Origin of the sequence: Limnobacter parvus (assembly GCF_024623725.1) — a bacterium.
Taxonomy (GTDB): Bacteria; Pseudomonadota; Gammaproteobacteria; order Burkholderiales; family Burkholderiaceae_B; genus Limnobacter; species Limnobacter parvus.
Window position 1 is genome coordinate 61702 of sequence record NZ_JANKHG010000015.1, and the last position, 25042, is coordinate 86743.

Here is a 25042-nt window from a genome sequence, read left to right on the forward strand (position 1 = left end):
GTGTTTTTATTTAAGTACGGGGGCTCGTTCATCGCCGCCGACGGCAGATTCACCTTCTTTGATGTCATCTGCGGGATTTTCGGAAGGCAAAGGTCCGGTTGGGATCTCTTTGGTTGCGTCTGGTCCCAGAATGTCGGTTGGATTGACGGGCAAGTTCTCGCCGCCGTGGCGGGCCACACGTTCATTTTCGAAGATTACGGTGTAGCGCGACTGGATTGCATTTCCATCGGCTTGCAAAAGGCGATACACATAATCCCATCGATTGGTATGAAACGCATCGTTCAGCAAGGGGGTGCCCATGATAAAGCGAACCTGTTCTTTCGTCATGCCCACTTGCAGTTTTGCAACATCTTGTTGGGTGATGAAGTTGCCTTGCTGGATGTCAAATTTGTAGGGCTTGACGAAAGAGGGCACGTAGTTGTCCGGAATGATTGAACACGCGGAAACCCCTAGGGACAGCGCTGAGCAAAGAATCAAATTCAGTCGTAGAATACGCATTGTTTTGTGAATTCGCATGTGAAGTGGGAACAGAGTACCTTAATCGGTGCGTGAACATGTCCTGCAAAGGCGTTATCATAAGCTACTTGAACTCGATTAAGCCTCAGAATGGTATCAAACTCATGACTACAGCAACGGATCTTAAAAGCATTGGTTTAAAGGCAACGCTGCCACGAATGAAAATTCTGGAATTGTTCCAGAGCGGCAATCACCGTCACCTAAGTGCTGAAGACGTTTACAAGTTGCTGTTGCAGGAAGACCTCGACATCGGTTTGGCCACGGTTTACCGGGTGTTAACGCAATTTGAACAGGCTGGTTTACTGGCACGCCAACATTTTGAAACCGGGAAGTCGGTGTTCGAACTGAACGAAGGCGAGCACCACGACCATTTGGTGTGTGTGCAGTGCGGCAAAGTGGTTGAATTTTTCGACGAGGAAATTGAACGTCGCCAAAAAATGATCGCCAAAGACCGAGGGTTCGAGCTTCACGACCACGCTTTGTCGCTATACGGTTCGTGTACCAAAAAAGATTGCGAAAATAAACGCAAGTAACTTCGTGGCAACTCAATTCAGCTGTTGGCCGAGGCAATCATTTCATGCGCCGCTGTGCGCGTGGCTTCGGTAATTACTTGCCCACCCAGCATTCTTGCAATTTCCTCGATACGCGCCTTCGATTCCAACAGAACAATTTTTGAGCGTGTAGTTTGCGCGGTAATGTCTTTGCTGACCTGAAAGTGATTGTGACCTTGCGCGGCCACTTGCGGTAGGTGGGTTACACACAGCACCTGCTTGTTTTTGGCCAGCATGCGAAGGTAACGCCCAACGGTTTCCGCCACGGCACCCCCGATGCCGCTGTCGACTTCATCGAATATCAAGGTGGGTACGGCGGTGCTTTCCACAGTGTTTACGGTAATGGCCAGGCTGATTCGGGCCAATTCACCTCCTGACGCCACTTTCTGGATGGCTTGTGGCGTGACACCTGGGTGCCCAGCCACGCGGAACTCAACTGTATCGCTGCCCTTGGGCGACGGCTCGCCCTTGGACACGTCGACCACAAACACGCCACCTTGCATGCTCAGTGTTTGCATGGATTGGGTTACTCGGTCTGACAACGCTTTAGCCGATGTCCTGCGTGCATCGCCAAGTGCACCGGCTTGAATGTCGTAGGCTTTCTGGGCACTGCTCAGTTCCTTTTGCAATTTCTCGACATCAAAACCTTCTTCCAGGCCCTTGATTTCGGCTTGTACGCTTTCCAGCTCTGCATGCAATGTTTCCGGCTGAATTCGAAGTTTGCGGGCTGTTTCGTGCCACAGTGACATGCGCGCCTCTACCTCTGCAAGCGTTTCAGGGTCAAGGTCGCTGTGTTTTAAGTAATTGCCCAGGTCGTAGCTGGCTTCGCGTATCAGGATTTCACCATCTGAAAGTGTTTTCACCACACTTTCAAGTGAGGAATCGCGGGTACTTAGATGGCTGAGTTTCTCGATGACATGTGAAAGCTGATCCAGCAGCGCATTTTCATTTTGCGACAACACATCACTGGCGTGCTGGGTGCCTTCAATAAGCTCTGCACCGTGACTTAAACGGTCGAAATCGGTGCTTAAGGTTTCCCATTCGCCTGGCTTGGGTGCCACTTTGGCCAGCGAGTCCATTTTCCATTGCAAGTTTTCAAGGCGTGCGGCCCGGTCTTCCTGGCTGCTTTGTGCATGTTTCAGCGCTTTTTCAGCCAACTTGAAAGCTGAGTAAGCTTTGGCGGTGTTTTGAACCAGTGCGGCGTGCTGGCCAAAATCATCGAGCAGGCGTAGTTGTTCGCCCTGCTTGGCCAGGGTTTGAAATGCATGTTGACCATGAATGTCGATCAGTGTTTCAGAAAGGTCTTTCAAGGTGCTGGCCGGTACCGGCGTGCCGTTGATATAAGCTTTGGAGCGGCCGTTTGATTCAACTGCGCGGCGCAGGTGCAGTTCACCTTCACTGCAGTCAATGGATTGTTCATCCAGAATGGCTTTGGCGGCGGGGTTGATTTCGAAAACAGCGGTGATATTGGCGCGGTCGCAACCTTCGCGTACCTGCGATGCATCGGCGCGTGCACCCAAACAAAGCGACAGGGCATCGATCAGGATTGATTTGCCCGCACCGGTTTCACCCGACAGCACCGACATGCCCGGTGCAAAATGCAAATCGAGTTTGTCAACGATTACAAAATCTTGAATGGTCAAACTACTTAGCATGGCCGCTGTCTCTTAGTCCTCGTGTGCGATTTGGCGCTTCTGTGGGGCTTGCACTCCAGTGCAGTTTTTGCCGAAGCATTGCGAAGTAATCATAGCGCACCGGGTGCAAAAGCTGGATAGGGCGGGGTGACACCTTGATCCGAATTTGATCACCCACTTTGGCCCTGCCATTGAATTGCATGTCGAAGTGCACACCGGTTTGCTTGCCGCCGGTCACGATAATGTCGATGGTGCTGTGTTGGGGCAGGGCGATTGGGCGGTTGGTCAGCGCATGTGGGGCGACTGGCACAATTAAAAGGCCAGCAAGGCTTGGGTGCAAAATGGGGCCGTCGGCTGACAGGGCATATGCAGTAGACCCGGTAGGGGTAGACACAATTAAGCCGTCTGCACGCAGGTCGTACATGAAAGTGCCGTCCACTTCCACGCGCAATTCAACCATGCCACCCACAATGCCACGGCTGATCACGATGTCGTTCAAGGCAATGTGGTTTTCAACGACTTTGCCCTGTCGCAAAATTTCACCTTGTAAGTAGGCCCGGTTTTCAGCAACCGATTGTCCTTTGATGGTGTCAATCAAGGTGGGGTCAATGTCGTCAAGGCGAATGTCAGTCAAGAATCCCAGGCGACCTTGGTTAATGCCAATTAAAGGGATATTGCAATCGGCCAGTTCGCGCGCTGTGCCCAGAAACGTACCATCACCGCCAATAATGACCGCAATTTTTGCTTTTTTCTTGATCAGTTCAAGGCTGGCAAATTCAAAATTTGGGTGGTTGTCTTCCGTTTTTATTTTTCTGTTTGCATTGCTGCTCAACATGGAATCGCAAACCAGCACATTGAACGCGTTGGCGGCCAACAGGTCAACCACGCTGCGCCAAATGGCTTGTTTTGGGGAGGCGCCATGTTTGGCAAACACAGCAATGCACATCCCTTTCTGTTTCGGCATTCTTGATTCCCTGTTTTTGTCGTAAAGTGAAGCCTGAGACTCAATCGTATCGCAACACGCATTTGAAGTGACATTGATGATAGACGAACGCGCCCGTTCCATATTGAAAACATTGGTTGAAAGGTACATCACCGATGGCAGCCCTGTGGGCTCCAGGGCTTTGTCGAAGTATTCAACCCTCGATTTGAGCCCCGCCACTATACGGAATGTAATGGCCGATCTGGAAGAATTACGCCTTGTGGTGTCGCCGCATACCTCGGCGGGGAGAATGCCTACGCCCCAGGGCTATCGCATGTTTGTTGATTCTTTGCTGACGGTTAAGCCCTTGGCCATTGACGTGCAAGCTGCTTTGAATGGGGGAATACAGCGGGAGGACCCCAACCGTGTGCTGAGCAAGGCGGTGAATTTGCTGTCCAGTTTGTCATCATTTGCTGGCGTAATTACCGCACCGAAAAAAGCGGCCTTGTTTCGACATGTGGAGTTTTTAAGTCTGTCGGATCGCAAAGTGTTGTTGATCATCGTGACGCCCGATGGTGATGTGCAAAACAGAATTTTGATTGTCGAGAAGCCCTACGCTCAAAGCGAATTGACCATGGCGGCCAATTTCTTCAACCAGCATTTTGCGGGGTTGAGTTTTTCACAGGCCAAACAAAGATTGTCTGAAGAGCTTCACCAAATCAGCCAGGACATCAGCAACTTGATGCAGGCCGCTGTGAATGCGGGCACGGAATCTGAAGAAAGCCAGACCGATGGTGTGTTGCTATCCGGTGAACGCAAACTGCTGGATGTGTCCGATTTGTCAACGGACATGGACAGGCTGAAAAAAATGTTTGGTGTATTTGAGCAGCGAACAGCCCTATTGCGTCTGCTTGAGAGTTCTAACAGAGCTGAAGGCGTGCAAATTTTTATCGGTGGGGATTCAAGCCTGGTGCCTATGGAAGAAATGAGCGTGATTTCTGCGCCTTACCAGATCAACGGTGAGGTGGTGGGAACGCTGGGGGTGATTGGCCCCACGCGCATGGCCTATGAGCGACTGATCCCAATTGTGGACATCACATCGAAACTGGTTTCTTCGGCGTTGTCTGATCCGGAGTAAGGCAAGCCACCCCGGCAGCCAGCTTTGGGTATACTTTCAGGCTTGTTGTTCATTAGGTAGTATTCATGCGCACCGAAGCCCCATTCCGTCATGGCACGCCACAAAAAACTGCGGTTTTGCTTGTTAATCTGGGTACGCCCGACAATGCAGACACGCCATCACTAAGGCGATACCTGAAGGAATTCCTTTCTGACCCCCGCGTGGTAGAAATTCCCAAGCTGATTTGGTGGATCATTTTGAACTGCATTATTTTGCAGATTCGCCCCAAAAAATCTGCTGCGAAATACGCCACGGTGTGGACAGATGAAGGTTCGCCCTTGATGGCGATTGGCAAACGGCAGGTGCGTGTTCTTTCTGAAGCTTTTAAAGCGCGTCGCTGGGACGTGAGGGTGGAATTGGCCATGCGGTACGGTAACCCGTCGGTGGCCAGCCGCATGGACATGCTGCGCAAAGACGGATATGACCGGGTGCTGGTGTTTCCGCTGTACCCCCAATATGCGGCGGCCACCACGGCGTCGGTATTTGATGCAGTGTTTGATTGGGCCAAGCCGGTGCGCAATATCCCTGAACTTCGCTTGGTGAAGCACTACCACGACCACCCCGCCTACATTCACGCACTGGCAGAAAGCGTGCGCAAGCACTGGCAAGCCAATGGCAAGCCGAATTTTGAGCAAGGCGACGTGCTGCTGTTCAGTTTTCACGGTGTGCCCGAAATGACCTTGTTGAAAGGTGACCCCTATCACTGCGAATGCCACAAAACTGCGCGTTTGCTGGGCGAGGAATTGGGTTTGCAAAAAAGCAATTACCGTGTGACCTTCCAAAGCCGTTTTGGCAAGGCCAAATGGCTTGAGCCCTACACCGACAAAACCCTGGAAGCGCTGGGCATGGCTGGCACCAAGCGAATTGATGTGATGTGCCCAGGCTTTATGGCTGATTGCCTTGAAACGCTTGAAGAAATTAACCAGGAAGGACGCGAAGACTTCCAGCATGCAGGGGGTGGTGAGTTTCATTACATTCCCTGTTTGAACGACAGCGAATTGTCGGCAGCCATGTTGTCTGAAATTACTGCGCAGCACATGCAAGGTTGGCCCGTGGACATGGGGTACGAGGAATCGATGGCGCAGGAACTCGCGGAAAGTCGCAAACTGGCACTGGAAATGGGTGCCCAATAGTTTTATTGCTGGCTGTTTCCCGCTTTTTTTCGCGAATATGTCGTTTGGGGGCTTGAAATTCATGTTCAAGCCCCCAATTGCCGTCCAGAGTAGGGGCGATGCGTGAAGCGCTGGTCGCCCCGTTTAAATTAAACGGAGGAAAAAGACATGTCAGAACCCACTGGAAAGCCGAACACAGACGAACAACAGTCTGCCCAGGCCCCAGAAGGTCAGCAGCAAGGTGCGCAGACCCAGAATGAAACCGAGCAGCAGGCTCAGCAACAAGAGGCACCCGCACCGCAAGATGAGCTTTCCGTGCTGAAAGCTGCACTTGAAAATGCGCACCATGAGGTTGAGAAGTCCAAGGAAGTGTATTTGCGCTTGGCCGCTGACATGGAAAACCTGCGCCGCCGTACTCAGGAAGATGTGGCCAAAGCCCACAAGTACGCAATTGAGTCTTTCGCAGAGTCGTTGGTGCCAGTACGCGACAGCCTGGAAATGGCTTTGGCTGTTGAAAATCAAACTCCAGAAGCCTTGAAAGACGGCGTTTCAGCCACGTTGCGCCAGCTCGAAGCAGCATTCGAGCGGGGCAAAGTTGTTGTGTTAAACCCGGTTGGTGAGAAATTTGACCCCAATCAGCACCAAGCTGTAGCAATGGTGCCCGGTAGCTCGGTTGATCCCGCTGTTGCACCCAACCATGTGGTGTCGGTGTTGCAAAAGGGTTATTTGATCAACGATCGTGTACTGCGCCCAGCTTTGGTCTCGGTTGCTCAGTAAGTTGCAAAGCAAGTTACACAACGAAATTTTTAAGCGGGGTTGAAAAACCCCTTGAACTGGAGGGCTTTAGCCCCATATTCAGTTCAACCAAGCAGGCTTAACCAAACATTACAGCATTTAGAAATTACGGAGAAATTCATGGGAAAGATTATCGGCATTGACCTTGGCACCACCAACTCTTGCGTGGCTGTGTTTGAAGGCGGCGGTTACAAAGTGATTGAAAACTCGGAAGGCGCGCGCACAACCCCTTCCATTATTGCTTACATGGAAGACGGCGAAATTCTGGTAGGCGCGCCCGCCAAGCGCCAGGCCGTGACTAACCCAAAGAATACCTTGTACGCGGTAAAGCGTTTGATTGGTCGCAAGTTTGAAGATGCAGAGGTACAAAAAGACATCGACATGATGCCTTTTACCATCATGAAAGCCGACAACGGCGATGCATGGGTAGGTGTTCGTGATCAGAAATTGGCGCCTCCTCAGGTGTCGGCTGAAGTGCTGCGCAAGATGAAGAAAACCGCCGAAGACTACTTGGGCGAAGAAGTAACAGAGGCGGTAATTACTGTGCCTGCCTACTTTAACGACAGCCAGCGCCAAGCCACCAAAGACGCAGGTCGCATTGCTGGCCTGGATGTAAAGCGCATTATCAACGAACCCACTGCCGCTGCTTTGGCATTTGGTATGGACAAGGCCGAGAAGGGCGATCGAAAAATTGCGGTGTACGACTTGGGTGGCGGTACATTCGACGTGTCAATTATTGAAATTGCCGACATCGATGGTGAAAAGCAGTTTGAAGTGTTGTCGACCAACGGCGACACCTTCCTTGGTGGTGAAGACTTCGACCAGCGCATTATTGACCACATCATCGACGAGTTCAAAAAGAACAATGGCGTTGATTTGTCCAGAGACCCGATCGCTTTGCAGCGCATTAAGGCTGCGGCCGAGCGCGCGAAGATTGAGTTGTCTTCTTCACAGCAAACAGAAATCAACGAGCCCTACATTGCGATGGCCAATGGCGCACCTGTGCACCTGACCACCAAGTTAAGCCGCTCCAAGCTGGAAGCTTTGGTGGAAGACCTGATTACCCGCACCGTAGACCCCATGAAGATGGCCTTGAAAGATGCGGGTGTGTCCGCTTCGCAAATCGATGACATTATTTTGGTCGGCGGCATGACTCGCATGCCCAAGGTTCAGGAAGCGGTAAAGAACTTCTTCGGCAAAGAGCCCCGTAAAGATGTGAACCCCGACGAAGCCGTGGCCGCTGGTGCAGCCATTCAGGGTTCTGTGTTGAGTGGTGACCGCAAGGACGTGTTGTTGCTGGACGTGTCGCCCTTGTCTTTGGGTATTGAAACCATGGGCGGCGTAATGACCAAGATGATCGAGAAAAATACGACCATCCCGACCAAGTTCAGCCAAGTGTTTTCTACTGCTGATGACAATCAACCTGCTGTGACCATCAAGGTGTTCCAGGGTGAGCGCCAGATGGCGAACGACAATAAAAGCCTAGGTGAATTCAACCTGGAAGGCATTCCACCTGCACCACGCGGTGTGCCCCAGATTGAAGTGACCTTCGACATTGATGCCAACGGCATTTTGCATGTCTCTGCGAAAGACAAAGGCACTGGCAAAGAGAACAAGATTGTGATCAAAGCCAACTCTGGTTTGAGTGAAGACGAAATCCAGAAAATGGTGAAAGACGCGGAAGCCAATGCGGCTGATGATGCCAAACGCCGTGACCTGGCTGAAGCCAAAAACCAGGCCGATGCGCTGGTACACAGCACCCGCAAATCGCTGGGTGAATATGGCGACAAGCTGGAAGCAGGCGAGAAGGAAAAAATTGAAGCTGCATGTAAGGCTTTGGAAGAAGCAGCCAAGGGCGAAGACAAAGACGCTATTGATGCGAAAACCAAGGAATTGGCAGAGTCAGCCCAAAAGCTGGGCGAGAAAATGTACGCTGACATGCAGGCGCAACAAGCCGCTGAAGGAGCTGCTGCGGGTGCTAACCCTGGTGGTGCAGAGCAGGCTTCTTCCAAGAAAGACGACGCCGATGATGTAGTGGATGCCGACTTTAAGGAAGTGAAAGACAAGTAATGTGGGCAGCGAGGCGCCTTCGGGTGCTTCGCATGAAACCAAGGGCGCACTGGCCGGCTGCAGAATTTCGCGGTTTTTCAGTGAAGCCCTTTTTGTACGAATAAAAGCAGTGTTTCGCGAACTCCGTGAACTGCGTGAATCGAGACTGACATGGCAAAACGGGACTTCTACGATATTTTGGGTGTACAAAAAAATGCCACTGACGATGAGCTGAAAAAAGCCTATCGAAAAATGGCCATGAAGTACCATCCAGACCGCAACCCAGACAGCAAGGATGCGGAGGCCAAATTCAAAGAGGCCAAAGAAGCCTACGAAATGTTGACCGACCCCAAGAAGCGTGCAGCCTATGACAGGCATGGCCATGCAGGCGTGGACCCGAACATGGGCGGTGCAGGTGGCGCCGGCGGCTTCTCGGATTTCTCCGATGCGTTTGGCGATATTTTCGGAGATATTTTTGGCGGCCGTGCAGGCGGCGGCGGTGGTTCGCGCCAGTCACAGATGTACCGTGGTTCCGACCTGAAGTACAACATGGAAATTACGTTGGAGCAGGCGGCCAAGGGTTTTGAAACCCAGATTCGCGTGCCTGTGTGGGACAACTGCGGCACCTGTTCTGGTAGCGGCGCCAAGCCCGGTACGAAACCTGAAACCTGTTCCACTTGTGGTGGCTCGGGTGCCGTGCGCATGACGCAAGGTTTTTTCAGTGTTCAGCAAACCTGCCCGAAATGCCATGGCACAGGCAAGATGATTCCGCACCCTTGCAACGACTGCGAAGGTTTGGGGCGCAAGAAAACCAACAAAACCCTGGAAGTGAAAGTACCTGCCGGTATTGACGATGGCATGCGAATTCGCTTGAGCGGCAAAGGCGAGCCAGGCGTGAATGGCGGCCCGGCTGGCGACTTGTATGTTGAAGTGCACCTGAAGGAACATTCTGTGTTCCAGCGCGATGGCGATGACCTGCACTGCGAAATGCCGGTTTCATTCGCGGCTGCGGCTTTGGGTGGCACCATTGAAGTGCCCACTTTGGGCGGCAAGGCCTCTTTTGACATTCCGGAAGGCACGCAGACTGGCAAAACTTTCCGCTTGCGTGGCAAAGGCATCAAGGGCGTTCGTTCGTCTTACCCTGGTGACTTGTTCTGCCACATTGTGGTGGAAACGCCAGTGCGCTTGTCAGAAAGACAGAAGGAGTTGCTGAAGGAATTTGAGCAATCTTGCACGGCCGATGGTGACAAGCATTCCCCACGGGCGAAGGGTTGGATGGACAAGGTGAAGGATTTCTTTGGCTGAATGTGATGCACCTCGGGTTGAATTGATTGTTGGTTAGCAGGTACCGCATTGGATTCTGCCTTGATCAAGTCGAATTCCCCGGTATTGATTCTTACTCGGTGTATGCGAAAAGCCAAAGGCTTGTTCGCATCGACCTTGCAGGTCGCACCTCGCTGTGAATCAAACCGGGCGCCTTGATCTGAATCGGCAGAATCCAATGCGGTACCTGCTAACCAATTACGTATCCATCTGCAACAGCCAGAGCCGCATCGCTTTGAATTAAGCAACTCACCAACCTGTTCAAGCATCTGCGAAGTTCGCATTGCCGTCCATCCACCTTCAAGAAAGCCTGCCCGTTTGTTGCATTCCCTTTCCGTTCGGCAACGCCGAAAGCGCAGCCCGCCTGCTTTTTTGGCGGGTGTGCTTAGGGCAGGGAATTCAACAAGGAGGGGGTAGTCAGGCTTTCAGGTGGTGGAGGGCATGCGGCTTCGCAGATGCATTAAAACAGCGGCGTTGCAAATGAAATCAAATCGGTAAGATGCTGTCTGCACCACTGCCACCGGTAGCTTCATACCCCAACCGAACATAGATCGGCGCAAACGGTTCTGCCTGCGTTACTTTCACCAAACCCTCGCGGGTCAGTTCCAGCATGGCGATGAAGTTCACCACCACCACAGGCACGCCACGTTCAATGTCAAACATGTCAAAAAACTCCACAAACTTTTGAGTTTGCAGGCGGCGCAAAATCATCGTCATGTGTTCACGCACTGACAATTCTTCACGTGAAATGGTGTGTGCTTTCACCAACGAAGCACGGCGCAAAATGGCTTGCCACGCATCACGCAGTTCATCCGGGTTTACATCTGGAAAACGTTCAACAGTGTTGGGGTCGTGGTACGCGTGTGCTATCCAGAAATCGCGACCCACCAGTGGAACTTTGTCCAGGTCCTGTGCGGCCAGCTTCATTTGCTCATATTCAATCAGGCGGCGGGCCAGTTCAGCGCGAGGGTCTTCGGCTTCGTCTTCGCCATCTTTTGGAATAACCGGCAACAACATGCGAGATTTAATCTCGATCAGCATGGCTGCCATCAACAGGTATTCAGCCGCCAATTCCAGGTTGCGGGTACGAATTTCCTCGACATAGGTTAAATACTGGCGAGTCAACTCAGCCATTGGGATGTCGAGAATGTTGAAGTTTTGCTTGCGAATCAGGTATAGCAGCAGGTCGAGCGGCCCTTCGAAGGCCTCTAGAAAAATTTCCAGCGCATCTGGTGGTATGTAAAGGTCTTTGGGCATGTTGAACAGCGGCGAACCATACAGGCGCGCCAAACCCACGCCATCCACTGTATTGGGTGTGCTGTCTTTGGGGGTTAGAACGCTGACGTCTTCCAGATCGCTGCTCAAGTGCTTGCTGCCCTACTTGTTTTGATACACGTAAGGCTTTTGCGGCACTTTGGCTTCTTTGAAATCTTCTTGAAGCTTAAGGTTCAATTGTTTGTCCCACAGCAAAGAGCGGCCTTTTAATTGCTCGCCTTCCAGGTGGGGGCGTTCGTTCTTGAGTTGCGTCAAAAACTGGGTTACTTCCGATTCATATTGCATGGTGGTGTGCCAAATAAATGGTTTATAAGGATTTTTTCTATTTTATCAGGCGCCAGCCTGATCCTCGACAGAAATTGCATGCGCATGTGCCATGGCTGCAGAAAAGTCGTCCTGGATTTGACCGGGGAGCAATTGCGCAGCAAACCCGCTGCGTTTGAATAATGACAATGCCTGGCTGTTCAAGCCAGCGAATATTACAGTGTGGCCAGCACGGTGAAGGTCGGAATTCAATTCCTGAAGCCCTTCCAGGGCAGTGGTGTCAATCGATATCGTTTGATGCAAGTCAAGAATCAACACTTTTGTTGAATTGTGGGTGTTTAAAATCAGGTTTTCGATTTTCCCAACCACTGCGAAAAACAGTGAGCCGTAAATTTTGTAGGCCACAATGCCTTTTGCGCGGTCTTCATCCTTCAGATAAATCGGAATGAACTCGGTCAGCGTTGAAACCCGGTAAATGAAGAATACGCCTGCCAGCACCAAGCCCACCTGCACCGCCACGGTCAGGTCAACCACAACGGTCAGCAAGAATGTGGCCAGCATGATGACCTTGTACATGGCTGTGTACTGCTTCAATTTCGGGAATTCACGCCATTCACCCATGTTGTAGGCCACGTACATCAGCACTGCGGACAACACCGCCAGCGGTATGTGAAACGCCAAAGGGGCTGCAAGCAGCATGATAATCAACAAGGTGAAGGCGTGAACAATACCGGCAACCGGCGAGTTGCCTCCTGATCGGATGTTGGTGACTGTGCGTGCAATGGTGCCTGTGGCGGGCATGCCGCCAAACAAGGGCGATGCCATATTGGCCAAACCTTGCGCCATCAGCTCCTGATTGGGGTCGTGTTTTTCATGGGTAATGCCATCGGCCACGCGAGCGCACAGCAGCGATTCAATTGCACACAGAAATGCAATCGTGAGTGTTGGGCCGATCAGTGTTTGTACGCTGGCCAGTTCAATCGAAGGCCAAGCCAGGGTGGGCAGGCTTCGAGGAATTTCACCAAACTTGCTGCCAATGGTTTCAACATTTAACCCCAACAAGAAAGACACCAAAGTACCTGCCACAAGCAATATCACCGAACCGGGCACGCTTTGCAGCATTTTTGGAAAGCGGCCCTGAGTGTGCCCCTTGGCGAGCACCGCAAATAATTTTGGCCACAAAAAAAGGAAGGCCAGGCTGATGCTGGCCAGCACAAAGGCTGACCAGTTGAGCCCCGGTATGGACTGTAGCAGTGCCCAGTTTTTCTCGAAAAAATTGCCTTGGGTAATGCCGATATCTAAGCCGAAAAAGTCTTTGATTTGCGATAGGGCAATCAGCACCGCAATGCCGTTGGTGAAACCAATCACTATGCTTACCGGGATTAAACGCACCAGGCTGCCCAAGCCGGTCAGCCCCATCATGAACAAAAGCACACCGGCCATCAGGGTGCAGGCGATCAGATTGGCCACGCCGTATTGGTTCACAATGCCCAGCACCACCACAATAAAGGCGCCTGCCGGGCCGCCAATTTGTACGCTTGAACCACCGAAGGCCGAAATGATGAAGCCTGCCACGATGGCAGTGAATAAACCTGTTTGCGGTTCAAGCCCGCTGGCGATGGCAAAAGCCATGGCCAGGGGAAGGGCGACGATACCTACTGTAATACCGGCCCCCAGGTCTTTCAAAAAACGCTGGGAGTTGTACCCCTGCAAGCTGCCGACAATACGTGGCTTGAAAGGCTTGAGCGTTTTCAGAAACTGGGGTTTGGCCATGTATTCCTTTAGCTTATTTTCATTCCCGGGGTAAGTTTGCCCAAGGCAGTCAGGGTACTCAGCGCTTGGTCGTTGTCAGAGGCCGCGCACAGCACCATGCCCTCAGATACACCAAACTTCATTTTTCTGGGGGCCAGGTTGGCAACCACCACTACGAATTGCCCAGTCAGGTTTTCAGGCTGATAATGCGCGGCAATGCCCGAGAAAATGTTGCGGGGCTTTTCTTCACCAAGATCGACGGTTAATTGCAATAACTTGGTCGATCCCTCAACAGCTTTGCATTCTTTCACAAGGCCGATTCGCAATTCGATTTTGGTGAAGTCATCAATACTGATGAATTCTCCTGACGTGGTGCTTGCATTCGCGCTGGACGCTTTGGCTGCTGTTTTCGCCGCCGCAGCGGGTTGAGCAGCTGGCGCCAGCGACTGCTTGTTCGCATCAATTAATGCGTCAATCTGCTTTTGATCCACACGTTGCATCAAGTGTTTGAAGGCCTGAACGGGTGTGGCGCTGCCAAGCGGTGTGTTTACATCGGCCCAGGTCATGGGGGCCACACCCAAAATATTCTCTGCGTTGCCGGCCAGAACGGGCAGCACTGGCTTCAGGTACAGGGTTAGCAAGCGGAAAGCTTCAAGGCAAATTGAACATGCAGTTTGCAGTTCCAGTTGTTTGTCTGGGGTTTTCGCAAGTTCCCAAGGCTTTTCCTGATCCACAAAGGCGTTAACTTTGTCGGCACAGGCCATTACTTCGCGAATGGCCTTGCCGAATTCGCGTTCGTCGTAATGCGTGGCAATGGCGGCGGCTTGTGCGCGAATTTCAAGAAGCAGGGGGTGCTGCATGGCGGTATCAAGCACACGGCCTTCGAAGTTTTTCACCAAAAAGCCTGCGCTGCGGCTTGCAATGTTGATGTACTTGCCCACCAAGTCGCTGTTCACACGGGCGGTGAAATCCGCAAAACTCAAATCCAGGTCTTCCATCGTGGAATTCAGTTTGGCGGCAAAGTAGTAGCGCAGCCATTCCGGATTCATGCCCTGTTGAATGTAGCTTTCGGCAGTAATGAAGGTGCCGCGGCTTTTGCTCATTTTTGCGCCATCCACGGTCAGGAAGCCGTGTGCATTCACCTTGGTGGGCGTACGCAAACCCGCGAATTCAAGCATGGCGGGCCAGAACAGTGCGTGGAAATACAGAATGTCTTTGCCGATGAAGTGAATCATCTCGGTATTGGTGTCAGCTTTCAGGAATTCCTGATAATCCACACCAATCCGTTCGCACAGGTTTTGGAAACTCGCGAAGTAGCCCACTGGCGCGTCTAGCCATACGTAGAAGTATTTGCCTGGTGCGTCTGGAATCTCGAAACCGAAGTAGGGTGCATCGCGGGAAATGTCCCAGTCGGCCAATTTGCCGCTGCCTTCTTCACCTAGCCATTCCTGCATTTTGCGGCTGGCTTCCACTTGCAAGCGACCTGGGCTTTGGGTCCATTGGCGCAGGAAGTTCTCGCAGCGCGGATCGGAAAGTTTGAAGAAATAATGGTCAGAGCTTTTGCGTACAGGCGCTGCACCGGAAACGGTGGAGTAGGCGTTTTTCAGCTCTGTGGGCTGATAAGTGGCGCCACAGGCCTCGCAAGAATCGCCGTATTGGTCTTTCGCGCCGCATTTGGGGCACTCGCCCTTGATGAAGCGGTCGGGCAGAAACATTTCCTTGACCGGGTCGTAAAATTGTTCCACCGAGCGGGTTTGAATCAAGCCCGCGTTGCGCAGGCGTGTGTAAATGGTCTCACAATGCGCTTTGTTTTCGGGCGCGTTGGTGGAATAGTAATTGTCAAAACCCACATGGAAACTGGCGAAATCCCGTTGGTGCTCGGTGCTAACGCGCGCAATCAGTTCCTCAGGGCTAATCCCCTCGGCTTGCGCGCGCAACATAACCGGTGTGCCATGCGTGTCGTCGGCGCACACGTAATACACCTCGTTGCTTTGCATTTTCTGAAAGCGAACCCAGATGTCGGTTTGAATGTATTCGACCAAGTGGCCCAAGTGAATGGCACCGTTGGCATACGGCAGGGCAGAGGTAACAAGAATTCGGCGAGTCACGGTGTGGTTCTTTGAGGTTGTTCTAGATGCAATGCTCCATTGTACGCGCGATTGATAGTGTGAGAAGTGCTTAGCTGTGGTGCCCGGGACCGGAATCGAACCGGTACGCCCCTTTTACGGTAAGCGACGGATTTTAAGTCCGTTGTGTCTACCAATTTCACCACCCGGGCAGATGGGTAAAAACTTGGAGGCGGGGGTCGGAATCGAACCGGCGTACACGGAGTTGCAGTCCGCTGCATGACCACTCTGCCACCCCGCCAAGGGTGTTCCACCAAAATATGGCGGGCAAAGAAAAGGGGAAGTGTATCACTTCCCCTTAGGAATTTGGAGCGGGAAACGAGACTCGAACTCGCGACCTATACCTTGGCAAGGTATCGCTCTACCAACTGAGCTATTCCCGCATTTCAACGACTTGACGTCGCTGAGAGAACGAAATTATAGCAAGAAAATTTTTTGTGTCAAACGTTTTTGACAAATAATTTTAATTATTCTCTTCTTGCTTAAAGATTGTGCAAAACCAAGCCAGATGCGGTTTTCCGTTGGGTCGACTATTTCCATTTCAAGCTATTGATTCTGCTGTGAAATGTAGTTATTCCAGCCGCGCTGGCGCAAATCACAGGCGGGGCATTCGTCGCAACCAAAACCCCAAGGATGTTCGAGTGTGCGGTCTCCTGTGTAGCAAGTGTGTGTATCGCGACGAAGGATTTCGATCAATTCTGCGCCGCCCAACTGCTCGCCCAGGTGAAATGTTTCTGTTTTGTTGATCCACATCAGCGGTGTCTCAAAACGGAATGAGCTGGCCATGCCCAGGTTGGTGGCTACTTGCAATGCTTTTAATGTGTCTTCCCGGCAGTCCGGGTAACCTGAAAAATCGGTTTGACACATGCCACCGACCAGTGTCGACAAACCTCGGCGATAAGCCACCGCGGATGAAATCAGGAAGAAAACAAGGTTGCGGCCCGGTACGAAGGTATTGGGCAGTCCGTTCTCACTAAGCTCGATTTCGCGTTCCTCTGTTAAGGCGCAATCAGAAATCTGCCCAAGCCAGCTTAAGTCAATGACCCGGTCTTCACCCAGTTTGGCAGCCCATTCTGGAAACTGGGCCTTGAGTTGCTCTAATACTGTCAGGCGACATTCCAGTTCGATGCGATGCCGCTGGCCGTAGTCAAAGCCAATGGTTTCTACATGGTCGAATTTGGACAGGGCCCAAGCCAGGCACACTGTGCTGTCTTGCCCACCTGAAAACAGCACGAGGGCTTTTCTTTTCATAGTTGTTGAAATCGGAGCGCGGTAAAACCACTATTTTAACGGCACAAATAAAAAACCCCGCTACATCACGCGGGGTTTAAGGGAATGTGGTTACTAATATCTAGCTGGCCATGCCAGTTGAAATGGCGTACTTCACAAGTTGCACGCTTGAATCCAGATTCAGTTTTTGTAACAGGCGGGCGCGGTACGCGTCGATGGTTCGAGGGGACACCTTAAGCAGCTCGGCAATTTCCCTGCGCGGACGGCCTTGGGCGATCAGCGTCAACACCTGACGTTCCCTGCGCGTCAGTTGGGTGCCTTCTTCCTGATCCACAAAAGCGTGCATTTGGCTGGATTGCTCCACTCGCTCAGCGCCAGCTTGATTGATGGGGGAACGATTACTTACCAATTCTGGCGCCACATAGCGTACACCGGTTGCCACGGTGTCGATTGCCTCACGGAGTGTCTCGACCGAAGACTGTCGGCTGACACAAGCCCAAACCCCTGGCTTGAAGGCCATAGCCAAAATATCCTGCGCGCTTCCTTCACAAACCAAAACCACTCTCACATCTGCGTAGTGGGCACCAATGTGATGAACTACAGATTCGCCGTGCCTATTTCCTTTCTCGATTGTAATCACAACAATTCGGGTTTCGGCATTCGCGAGGTGATTGTCAATTTCTTCCAATGTGGTTCGATTGGTGACGAACATGGGTTGCAAGCTGACCGTTCGCAGGGGTGATGGATCATGAATGCCGGTGCCTCGAGATGATGTTGGTCGACCTGCCAGGCTTTTGTCGTTCTTCATAGTCCCACCCACGGTTGACTGGCTTGGCCAGCTCGGAATAAAGGTCATGTTCGTCCCGCTTAGAATTGTTGGGGTTGTCGCTTATTGGATTTGTACTTCTGGCGGGAAATTTTGGATTCAGCGATGTAGGTAATTGTCGCGAGGTTGAGCAGCATGGGGGCCCGGCTTTTTAGTGCCTGTGTAAGCAAATAGACAGTGTAAGTACTGTTCGCCAATCGGAACTTTTGCTAGTATCCCTAGACCGAGGGATACTCTAGGGTTACATCACTCACCTGGGGCACCCCCATTCAGTGGTTTGAGCAGTAAAACTTGGCCTTTTTGATAGAACCAAAGATCCGTGCTGACTGTAAATTGACAGTAACAGGACATTTCAAACACACAGACATTCCATCTTGGGGACAGCTAGGTTGAGAGAAGAGCTTGCATCTTTAATTGAACGAATTGCAAACCGCGATCGGCAGGCGTTCGAGCAGTTGTATCAGCTCACGTCCCGAAAGATGTTTGCAGTTGCCCTGCGCATCGTTCGGGAGCCTGGTATGGCCCAAGATGTACTCCAAGATGCTTATATTCGTTTATGGCGTTACGCGCATACCTTCAACAACAAGCTTTCTGCGCCCGAAACTTGGCTTCACCAAGTCGTTCGTAACCGGGCGCTGGATCTGTTGGCTCAAAACGGTCATACGGTGAATTCAATTTCACTGGATCAATTTTCAGATCCTGACGACGATTCCAACGACTTGGTATTTGAGGCCCATTCTGTATGCAGTGACGACAAGGAAAGTGGCCGCGTGATGCAGGCCTGCGTGCAAAAGCTTGAAGGAAAGTACCGACAGGTGTTGACCTTGGCTTACACCCATGGAATGAGCCATGCAGAAATATCAGAGCACCTCGAGGTACCGCTGGGTACAGTAAAAACCTGGGTTAGGCGAGGATTGATTGAATTGAAAGCTGTTTACGATGAATTTCAGTCAGACGGTTTGGTGGCAATGGCGGCGAACAATTCCCGCAGAAAAGACGCTGAACAATCAGGCTTTTTGGTCTAGGAGGCCACATGACTGACGATGAAAAAAACTGGCTGGCCGCAGATTATGTGCTGGGTGTGATGCGTGGCGTCGAGCGCACGGCTTTTGAAGGCCTGTTGCGAACAGATTCAGTTCTGGCCAAATCGGTTCTTGGCTGGCAAGAGCGTTTGAGCCTGATTGATTCCAAACCCAACGTGCTTTACCCAACAATGTCAGAAGCCGAGGTCGATGCGGCGTTAAGCAGCGTGTTCGATCGCGTGTGCAAGGCCATTGAAGCGCATCCTGAATCAACACCCAAGCTGGAAAATCCGTTGGCCCGATTGACTCGAGAGCAGTTGGCTGGCATGCGACCTGCGGTTGTTCGACTCATTGCCTCCTATTTGGTGTTGCTTGAGCGTTTGAAGGCGCAGCAGTTGCGCATGGCTGGTTCGGCGGGTGCTGTGTAAACAAGGGATTTGCGATGTCGGTTAAATATTTGTTTAAAGAAAGACTTGAAGCGCTCTGGAATTTCGGGCTTAAACCTGACAAGTCCGAAGAAATGCAATCCGAGTCAAACACGGTAACCCCAGCTAATTCCAAAACTGTGGAAGGCGTCATTCGCAGCGCCATGCCCTTGTTAAAGAGGGCGGCTTTGCTGTCCATTTTTGTGAACCTTGTGGCTTTGTTCCCGGCTGTTTTTGCCCTACAGGTTTACGATCGGGTTATTTACCGTTCTGGTCTGAATACGCTAACTGCCTTGCTCATCGGTATGGGCATTTTGCTGGCAGCAGACCTTATTTTGCGTTCATTTCGCGCCCGTGTGTTGCGCGTGGCTGCCGTAAAAATCGACGGGCAAGTGGCCAGCAAATTGATGAACAAGGTTTTGGCAATTCCTTTGCGTCAGCTCGAGGCGCGTTCTACCGCCGCCTGGTATTCATTGTTCAAGGATGTAGACACAGTGCGGGTGGTATGGAGTGGTGCTGTTGCCATGACCATTCTCGATTTGCCATTTGCTATCCTTGCAATCGGTTTGATCGCGACCATTGCACTGCCCGTATTGCCTGTTGTTTTGGTGGGTATTGTTTGTCTGGCGGCTTTGTCTTGGTACAGTTCAGGCGAATTCCGAAAGCGCAGGGTTGAAGAATTTTCCCGAGCACGCCGCCGCGACGAAGTGTTGGCTGAGGTATGCCGAGGCCGTGAAGCCATCAAGAGTTTGGTGCAAGACGATTCAGCCAAGCGCGCCTGGGTATCTAGCTACAATTCCTGGGTACAGGAGTCATTTCAGAAAAATGGAGAAATGGAAGACCAGCGAGAGCTGTCAGTTTCCATCATGCTGTGCGTGAACGTTGCCATCACTGCGGTGGGTGCCTACGCTGTGATTAATCAATGGATGACTGTGGGTGGACTGATTGCATCAAACATGCTTGCCGCCAAAGCGATTGGTCCCTTGGCTGCGTTGACTGGTCACTGGCGTTCAATTGCACATTCCCGAGAAGCCACTGATCGCTTGAACAAGGTTTTTGATGCGGATGAAGAAAAGCAGCACACTGGTTTGAATCTTCCTATGCCTTCGGGCGCGTTGCGCCTTGAAAATGTGAGTTACCAGCATGTGGGTGCTCAGAAAGAAGTGGTGAAATCTGTTTCAGCGCAAATTGGTCCCCGCGGCATATATGGTTTGGCTGGTGACAACGGAGCAGGTAAATCAACATTGCTCAAATTGTTGCGTGGCTTGTATGAACCGCAAGGCGGGCGTGTTTTGCTGGATGAATATGACTTGTCGCAGTTTTCACGACAGGAACTCGCCAAATGGATCGGATTCTTGCCGCAAACATCGCAACTGTTTGAGGGCACCATCGTTGAGAACCTGCGTCGCTCTAATCCCGATGCCAGCGATGAGCAAATTCTGCTGGCTGCAAAACGTTCTGGGGCCCATGAATTCATTGCCAAAATGCCCGATGGTTACATGACTCAGGTGGGCGAGGGCGGTAACCGACTTTCGGGCGGGCAGCGCCGCCGCGTTGCGATTACCCAGGCATTTTTGTCAGATGCACCCGTGCTGTTGCTCGATGAACCAACCAATGACCTGGATTTTGCGGCTGAAACCCATTTAATGGCTGTCTTCAAAAGCTTGGCCACGGTTAAAACAATCATCATGGTGACCCACTCGGTTCGCCTTATGTCGATCTGCGACAAAATCATTTACCTCGACAAGACGTCGAAGTTGCATGTCGGAGCTACACCAGAAATGCTGAAGTTGCTGTATGGAATTTCCGTACCCAAGCCTGTGGCTGCTGCACCCAAGGCGGCTTCGCAGGTGGGTACAGAGGCCATGACGAAAACGCTTGAGGGCGAATCCAGTTCAGACAACGGCGGCAAAGCCGCCCAAGCGTGATGAGCGAAGGTAGAGAGATTATGAAGTCCAACAATGCATTGGCCGAAGTTGGCAGAAACGAGCTTAAGCCCTATGAAGTGCCCGCACTGTACAAGCCTTCTGGCGGCGGGTTCGACACCAAAAGTCGTTTCGCCCTCGGTTTGATTGCCCTTTCATTGTTCGCTTCCTTGTTTGTGCGTGTGGACCAAGTGGTGACCGCGCCCGGCAAGGTGGTCCCATCTACTCGCGTTAAAAGTATTCAGCACTTGGAAGGCGGCATTGTTCAAGACCTCGCTGTGAAGGAAGGCGATGTGGTTAAAGAGGGCGCTGTTTTGGTTCAGTTGAATCTGGCCACCTCTGGCATCAATATCGAGGAATTGAAAAGCCGACGTGCCGCGCTGGAAATGAGCCGTGCCCGTTTGCTGGGTGAAGCAGCGGGCAGGCCGCCCGAATACCCTTCCGAAATAATTGCAGATTATCCAGATTTGTACCGCACCGAGCAGGCCACCTATATTGCTCGCATTACGGAATTAAACGGCATTTTGGGCGTGAACGACAGCCAAATGTTGGGCAACGAGGGCAAAGTCGGTGAGCTTCAAGCCAAACTGGACGGTTTGGAGAACCGCTCTTTGACCACACTGCGTGAACTTGAAATTACGCGTGAACTGGTGCGTGAACGGCTGGTTTCCCAGCTTGAGTATTTGACAAAGAAGCGTGACTACGACAGTTTGACTGCCGAGATCGCCTCGATGCGGCAAACCATTGCATCGGCGCAGGCTTCAGTGGGGCAAAGCCGTGCGCGTCGGGTTGAAGAAGATGGCAAATTCAGACGGCGAGCCGCAGACGAACTGACCACACTCGAAAGACAGTTGGCCAGTTTGAAAGATGAAATCAATAGAGCCAGCGATCAACGTGACCGTGCGGTGATTCGATCGCCCATCGATGGTGTGGTGAAAAACCTGAAGTTACAGGCTGTGGGCAACGTGGTTCGACAAGGCGAGCCGATCATGGAAGTGGTGCCGGTTGATGAAGTGTTGGTGGTTGAAACTCGTTTGTCTCCTGCCGATCGAGGTTACGTGTCGATGGAACAGCCCTCTGAAGTAAAAGTGTCGGCTTATGACTTTTTGCGCTACGGCACCCTGCCTGGAAAAGTGACCCAAATTGCCGCTGATACCGACCCGGGCACAGAGGACACCGGCCCTTATTACCGCCTGATTGTGAGCACGGACAAAGCTTTCTTCGGTACACCCGATGCGCCACTTCGAATTTCCCCGGGTATGACAGCAGATGTGGACATTAATGTGGGTTCACAACCGTTCATTTACTATTTGTTAAAACCCGTATTGAAGTTAAAGCAAGAAGCCTTCAGAGAGCCTTAAAGTTGCAAATGACAACACAACTGAAAAAGTCCCACAAAGGTCAATGGGCTCGAAACGCGCTGTGTGCGATGGTTTCGAGCCTTGTCGCTTTCCCCGCAAGTGCTCAGCAAGCCGTCTCTGAGAACGAGTTCCTGGCTCGGAGAATTCCACCTGCCGAAGCAGCAACCATGTCGAAGGAGGAGCTTAGTAAGGTACGCTTTTTGAATATGCTGCGCACCAATCCCGAAATAGTCACATCCCGCATTAATGTCAATGCCTCGCAGTTCATTGAAGACGGAGCACGGGCGGCTTATTTCCCAAGAATTACAGTGGGCGCAAATGCCAGTTCCAGTTCAACTGTGACCAATCGGCAGTCGACTGACATCACCGTGTCGCAACCCATCTACACAGCAGGGCGTATCACGGCTCGAGTCAAAGCTGCTGAAACTGACGGCACCATTGCCGATGGTCAGTTTGTTGAAACTATTCAGGACGTGGTGCTGGAAAGTTTTTTGGCAAGCAGTACTTTGTCTAGAAATGCCTTGCTGGTTGAGGCCTCGCGCGCTGCAGAAGCTGCTGTAGCCCAGCTTTTGGCTCTTGAAGAAAGGCGAGTTGAGCTTGGCGGCAGCGGCGTGACCGATGCCCAGTTTGCCAAGGCACGTCTGGCAGTGACGCGAGATCGCCTGGTCAACTTCGAAGGCCAGTTTGAAGAAGCCCGTGCAACTTATTTTCGTTACTTTGGCGTATACCCAGAAGGCTACAATGTGCCCGAGTTGGAGGTGCAGAGAACCATGCTGCCCCAGCTGGTCGATGACGCGGTAACCAAGGCTCTTTTTTCCAACCCGGAAATACGGGTTGCCGAAAGTCAGATCGTGAAGGCAAGACATAACTACACAGCTGAGGAAGCCAGCCAATATCCGTCATTGAACCTGGTCGGGATCCAGCAGTTTTTCGGTGAGCCCGATCCGTTCACCGGGGACAGAACAGACAGCTCGGTGAACCTTCGCTTGCAATACAGTGCCTTTTCAGGCGGTGAACAGGTGGCCCGAGTAAATCAGGCTGCGGCGACCATTGACACACGCCGAGCACAATTGGCGGCGGCCCGATTGCGTGTTGAAGAAAGCGTGCGTTTTCAGTGGGGCAAGTGGACCGCTGGGCAGTCGCGTTCAGTGACCCTGCGCGGTGCGTATGTTGATTCTTTACAGGTATTTAAAAACCGAAAACGATTGCGCGATTTTGGACGTGAAACCGTGATTGTGATGCTCGATGCGCAGGTTGAATACTTTAACGTGCTGATCGCATACATCAATGCCGTATTCGATGCGAGAGACGCCAGCTTCCGCCTGATGCATGCCATGGGTTTGATGATGCCCACCCCGGGTGCCGAGGCCGATTGGTTTGGTCTGTTTTTCTCTCAATCCCCTGAGCGTGAACGTTTGGAAAGTAGTTTGCAGGACACTGCGGACATCGCCAGTAGCCCTGCGGACCAGAAAATTGCAGAGAAACTGGGGCTGGATGTAAGCCAGACTGAAATGGAAAAAGCTGCGGGTTTTGTCTTAACGCCCGCTCAAAAGTTGGAAGTGGAAAGAAGCTCGCAGCGCAGCAGGGTGCAGGGTAGTGATGCCGAGAAAGACACCCGACCAACGCTTCGGCCAGCGCCCATTCTGGATCCTCGATTTTATCGGTAAATCCTTGATTTTTGTCAGTAAAATGCCCACAATCATCGAGAAGGGGCATTTTACTGCCTTACTTCATCCATTCGCGGCAACGTAACCCTGAGAAACTTGGATGAACGGGGAAATTCCCAAAGGAATGACAAAGATGGGCGACGACATTCATAACACCAAGACCACTGCGGAAGACATTGCGATTGAGCGAGTCGAACAGCAGCTTGCCGCGCCAGACGCGATGAATATGCAATTCTTGCAGTCCACTCTGAATACCGATGATTTCTCGGGCCTGGGTGCGAACACTGGTTTTGCTGGTGTCGCTGCGAAAAGCTCAATTCCATTGCCGGCCAATTCCGGATCGAGCTTTTCTGGACTTTCGCCAGCCTATTCGGGTGCTGGTTTGCTGGGCGCTGTTGCCGCGGCAGACATGGGTGGTGCGAGCTCCGCCATGGGCATGGCTGCACAAGTGGCCAGTGCTGCTCCAGTTACGTTTGGCAAGAATTCAGTGGGTGAATCTGCCACTTTGTCAGGCTTGGGCAACAAGGCCCTGGCACAGCCTGCAGACATTTCCCGCATTCTTGACAATTCTCCTTTGTTAAAGCCAGTTGCCAACGCGGACGGTAGCATGGTGCCCGTCTCAGCAGAGTTTTCACAGCTAATGGCCATGCTGCAAGGAAATGGAAACGGGGTGAACCCCGATGACGCGCTGATGAGTCTTGTTGGTGGTTTGGGTGCGAACCCAAGTGCTGACAGCCTGCAGCAAGCCATTGAAGCAGTATTGGATCAAATCGGATTGCTGAACAGTACTTTTGAGCCCGTATTCGACGGGTTGGCTGGTGAGGTACAAAACCAGTTGTCTGCTCAAAATGGATTGTCCAGCACTGATTTGGGCTTTTCAATTTTGAACGATGCGGGATCAGTTTCTACTTCATTGACCGACTTGTTGGGTACTTTAAATGTGGGCTCAAGCCCCCAGCTCGATGGCTTGTTGAATTTGGACTCAACGTTTGACGACATTGCTTCTTTGGTCGGTTCATTGCCTGATTTGGATTTGTCGCCTGTAGTCGATCCGATTATTGAGATTGTGGACGGCATCACAGACCCAGTG

Annotated in this window: 21 protein-coding genes and 3 tRNA genes; 12 read left to right on the plus strand and 12 right to left on the minus strand. The window is 51.9% G+C overall.

Annotated elements, in window-relative coordinates:
* Positions 1-6: 6 nt before the first annotated feature.
* A complete protein-coding gene (locus NSP04_RS05265; protein ID WP_257511295.1) occupies positions 7-414 on the minus strand; it encodes an outer membrane protein assembly factor BamE in 408 nt (135 codons plus the stop codon).
* 206 nt (positions 415-620) lie between these two features.
* Here NSP04_RS05265 and fur point away from each other — a divergent pair, with 206 nt between their 5' ends.
* Positions 621-1049: a ferric iron uptake transcriptional regulator gene (fur, locus tag NSP04_RS05270; protein ID WP_257511296.1), complete on the plus strand. Its 429-nt coding sequence runs from the start codon at positions 621-623 to the stop codon at positions 1047-1049.
* Between the two features lie 17 nt (positions 1050-1066).
* On the opposite strand, the gene recN is transcribed toward fur, so the two are convergent.
* On the minus strand, positions 1067-2722 hold the full coding sequence (gene recN, locus NSP04_RS05275) for a DNA repair protein RecN (RefSeq protein ID WP_257511297.1): 1656 nt from the start codon (positions 2720-2722) through the stop codon (positions 1067-1069).
* Positions 2712-3665 carry an NAD(+)/NADH kinase gene (locus NSP04_RS05280; protein WP_257511298.1) on the minus strand — a complete coding sequence of 318 codons (954 nt, stop codon included), beginning with the start codon at positions 3663-3665 and terminating at the stop codon, positions 2712-2714. The genes recN and NSP04_RS05280 overlap by 11 nt, the downstream gene beginning before the upstream one ends.
* 79 nt (positions 3666-3744) lie before the next feature.
* Here NSP04_RS05280 and hrcA point away from each other — a divergent pair, with 79 nt between their 5' ends.
* The 5 genes from hrcA (at position 3745) to dnaJ (ending at position 10061) form a co-directional block, all read left to right on the plus strand.
* Positions 3745-4761: a heat-inducible transcriptional repressor HrcA gene (gene hrcA / locus NSP04_RS05285; RefSeq protein ID WP_257511318.1), complete on the plus strand. Its 1017-nt coding sequence runs from the start codon at positions 3745-3747 to the stop codon at positions 4759-4761.
* Positions 4762-4826: 65 nt separating this feature from the next.
* Positions 4827-5933: a ferrochelatase gene (gene hemH, locus NSP04_RS05290; RefSeq protein ID WP_257511299.1), complete on the plus strand. Its 1107-nt coding sequence runs from the start codon at positions 4827-4829 to the stop codon at positions 5931-5933.
* A 147-nt stretch (positions 5934-6080) separates the two neighbouring features.
* On the plus strand, positions 6081-6689 hold the full coding sequence (grpE, locus tag NSP04_RS05295) for a nucleotide exchange factor GrpE (RefSeq protein WP_257511300.1): 609 nt from the start codon (positions 6081-6083) through the stop codon (positions 6687-6689).
* Between the two features lie 138 nt (positions 6690-6827).
* Positions 6828-8777, plus strand: coding sequence for a molecular chaperone DnaK (dnaK, locus tag NSP04_RS05300; RefSeq protein WP_257511301.1), 1950 nt, complete (start codon positions 6828-6830; stop codon positions 8775-8777).
* A gap of 150 nt (positions 8778-8927) precedes the next feature.
* Complete coding sequence (gene dnaJ / locus NSP04_RS05305) at positions 8928-10061, plus strand: molecular chaperone DnaJ (RefSeq protein WP_257511302.1); 1134 nt, start codon at positions 8928-8930, stop codon at positions 10059-10061.
* A gap of 504 nt (positions 10062-10565) precedes the next feature.
* On the opposite strand, the gene NSP04_RS05310 is transcribed toward dnaJ, so the two are convergent.
* From NSP04_RS05310 to NSP04_RS14955, 9 genes are all read right to left on the minus strand, one after another.
* On the minus strand, positions 10566-11444 hold the full coding sequence (locus NSP04_RS05310) for a segregation and condensation protein A (RefSeq protein WP_257511303.1): 879 nt from the start codon (positions 11442-11444) through the stop codon (positions 10566-10568).
* A 12-nt stretch (positions 11445-11456) separates the two neighbouring features.
* A complete protein-coding gene (locus NSP04_RS05315; protein WP_257511304.1) occupies positions 11457-11639 on the minus strand; it encodes a DUF3460 family protein in 183 nt (60 codons plus the stop codon).
* 45 nt (positions 11640-11684) lie between these two features.
* Positions 11685-13391, minus strand: coding sequence for a SulP family inorganic anion transporter (locus tag NSP04_RS05320; RefSeq protein ID WP_257511305.1), 1707 nt, complete (start codon positions 13389-13391; stop codon positions 11685-11687).
* A gap of 8 nt (positions 13392-13399) precedes the next feature.
* Complete coding sequence (metG, locus tag NSP04_RS05325; RefSeq protein ID WP_257511306.1) at positions 13400-15478, minus strand: methionine--tRNA ligase; 2079 nt, start codon at positions 15476-15478, stop codon at positions 13400-13402.
* Positions 15479-15555: 77 nt separating this feature from the next.
* Positions 15556-15648, minus strand: a tRNA-Leu gene (locus NSP04_RS05330).
* 15 nt (positions 15649-15663) lie between these two features.
* Positions 15664-15737 (minus strand) — tRNA-Cys (locus tag NSP04_RS05335).
* A gap of 66 nt (positions 15738-15803) precedes the next feature.
* Positions 15804-15879 (minus strand) — tRNA-Gly (locus NSP04_RS05340).
* 163 nt (positions 15880-16042) lie between these two features.
* Entirely contained in the window at positions 16043-16747 is a 705-nt protein-coding gene (gene queC / locus NSP04_RS05345) for a 7-cyano-7-deazaguanine synthase QueC (RefSeq protein ID WP_257511307.1), read from the minus strand.
* Between the two features lie 100 nt (positions 16748-16847).
* Positions 16848-17534, minus strand: coding sequence for a response regulator transcription factor (locus NSP04_RS14955; RefSeq protein WP_306815266.1), 687 nt, complete (start codon positions 17532-17534; stop codon positions 16848-16850).
* Positions 17535-17941: 407 nt separating this feature from the next.
* Here NSP04_RS14955 and NSP04_RS05355 point away from each other — a divergent pair, with 407 nt between their 5' ends.
* The 6 genes from NSP04_RS05355 to NSP04_RS05380 all read left to right on the plus strand — a co-directional run.
* Positions 17942-18577 carry an RNA polymerase sigma factor gene (locus NSP04_RS05355; RefSeq protein WP_257511308.1) on the plus strand — a complete coding sequence of 212 codons (636 nt, stop codon included), beginning with the start codon at positions 17942-17944 and terminating at the stop codon, positions 18575-18577.
* 8 nt (positions 18578-18585) lie between these two features.
* A complete protein-coding gene (locus NSP04_RS05360; protein WP_257511309.1) occupies positions 18586-19002 on the plus strand; it encodes a hypothetical protein in 417 nt (138 codons plus the stop codon).
* A gap of 14 nt (positions 19003-19016) precedes the next feature.
* On the plus strand, positions 19017-20927 hold the full coding sequence (locus NSP04_RS05365) for a peptidase domain-containing ABC transporter (protein ID WP_257511310.1): 1911 nt from the start codon (positions 19017-19019) through the stop codon (positions 20925-20927).
* A 20-nt stretch (positions 20928-20947) separates the two neighbouring features.
* Positions 20948-22285, plus strand: coding sequence for an HlyD family type I secretion periplasmic adaptor subunit (locus NSP04_RS05370; protein WP_257511311.1), 1338 nt, complete (start codon positions 20948-20950; stop codon positions 22283-22285).
* Between the two features lie 167 nt (positions 22286-22452).
* Positions 22453-23952 (plus strand): TolC family protein, encoded by a 1500-nt coding sequence (locus NSP04_RS05375; RefSeq protein WP_257511312.1) that lies wholly within the window; start codon positions 22453-22455, stop codon positions 23950-23952.
* Positions 23953-24052: 100 nt separating this feature from the next.
* The coding region (locus NSP04_RS05380; RefSeq protein ID WP_257511313.1) for a hypothetical protein at positions 24053-25042 on the plus strand (990 nt) is incomplete at its 3' end.

Excerpts from the sequence above, each read along its gene's own strand:
- NSP04_RS05375 (WP_257511312.1), top strand. The coding sequence starts at position 22,453 with ATGTCGAAGGAGGAGCTTAGTAAGGTACGCTTTTTGAATATGCTGCGC.
- NSP04_RS05315 (WP_257511304.1), bottom strand. The coding sequence starts at position 11,639 with ATGCAATATGAATCGGAAGTAACCCAGTTTTTGACGCAACTCAAGAAC.
- NSP04_RS05320 (WP_257511305.1), bottom strand. The coding sequence starts at position 13,391 with ATGGCCAAACCCCAGTTTCTGAAAACGCTCAAGCCTTTCAAGCCACGT.
- fur (WP_257511296.1), top strand. The coding sequence starts at position 621 with ATGACTACAGCAACGGATCTTAAAAGCATTGGTTTAAAGGCAACGCTG.
- NSP04_RS05365 (WP_257511310.1), top strand. The coding sequence starts at position 19,017 with ATGTCGGTTAAATATTTGTTTAAAGAAAGACTTGAAGCGCTCTGGAAT.
- dnaJ (WP_257511302.1), top strand. The coding sequence starts at position 8,928 with ATGGCAAAACGGGACTTCTACGATATTTTGGGTGTACAAAAAAATGCC.
- NSP04_RS05370 (WP_257511311.1), top strand. The coding sequence starts at position 20,948 with ATGAAGTCCAACAATGCATTGGCCGAAGTTGGCAGAAACGAGCTTAAG.
- recN (WP_257511297.1), bottom strand. The coding sequence starts at position 2,722 with ATGCTAAGTAGTTTGACCATTCAAGATTTTGTAATCGTTGACAAACTC.
- hemH (WP_257511299.1), top strand. The coding sequence starts at position 4,827 with ATGCGCACCGAAGCCCCATTCCGTCATGGCACGCCACAAAAAACTGCG.
- dnaK (WP_257511301.1), top strand. The coding sequence starts at position 6,828 with ATGGGAAAGATTATCGGCATTGACCTTGGCACCACCAACTCTTGCGTG.
- queC (WP_257511307.1), bottom strand. The coding sequence starts at position 16,747 with ATGAAAAGAAAAGCCCTCGTGCTGTTTTCAGGTGGGCAAGACAGCACA.
- grpE (WP_257511300.1), top strand. The coding sequence starts at position 6,081 with ATGTCAGAACCCACTGGAAAGCCGAACACAGACGAACAACAGTCTGCC.
- NSP04_RS05280 (WP_257511298.1), bottom strand. The coding sequence starts at position 3,665 with ATGCCGAAACAGAAAGGGATGTGCATTGCTGTGTTTGCCAAACATGGC.
- NSP04_RS14955 (WP_306815266.1), bottom strand. The coding sequence starts at position 17,534 with ATGAAGAACGACAAAAGCCTGGCAGGTCGACCAACATCATCTCGAGGC.
- NSP04_RS05360 (WP_257511309.1), top strand. The coding sequence starts at position 18,586 with ATGACTGACGATGAAAAAAACTGGCTGGCCGCAGATTATGTGCTGGGT.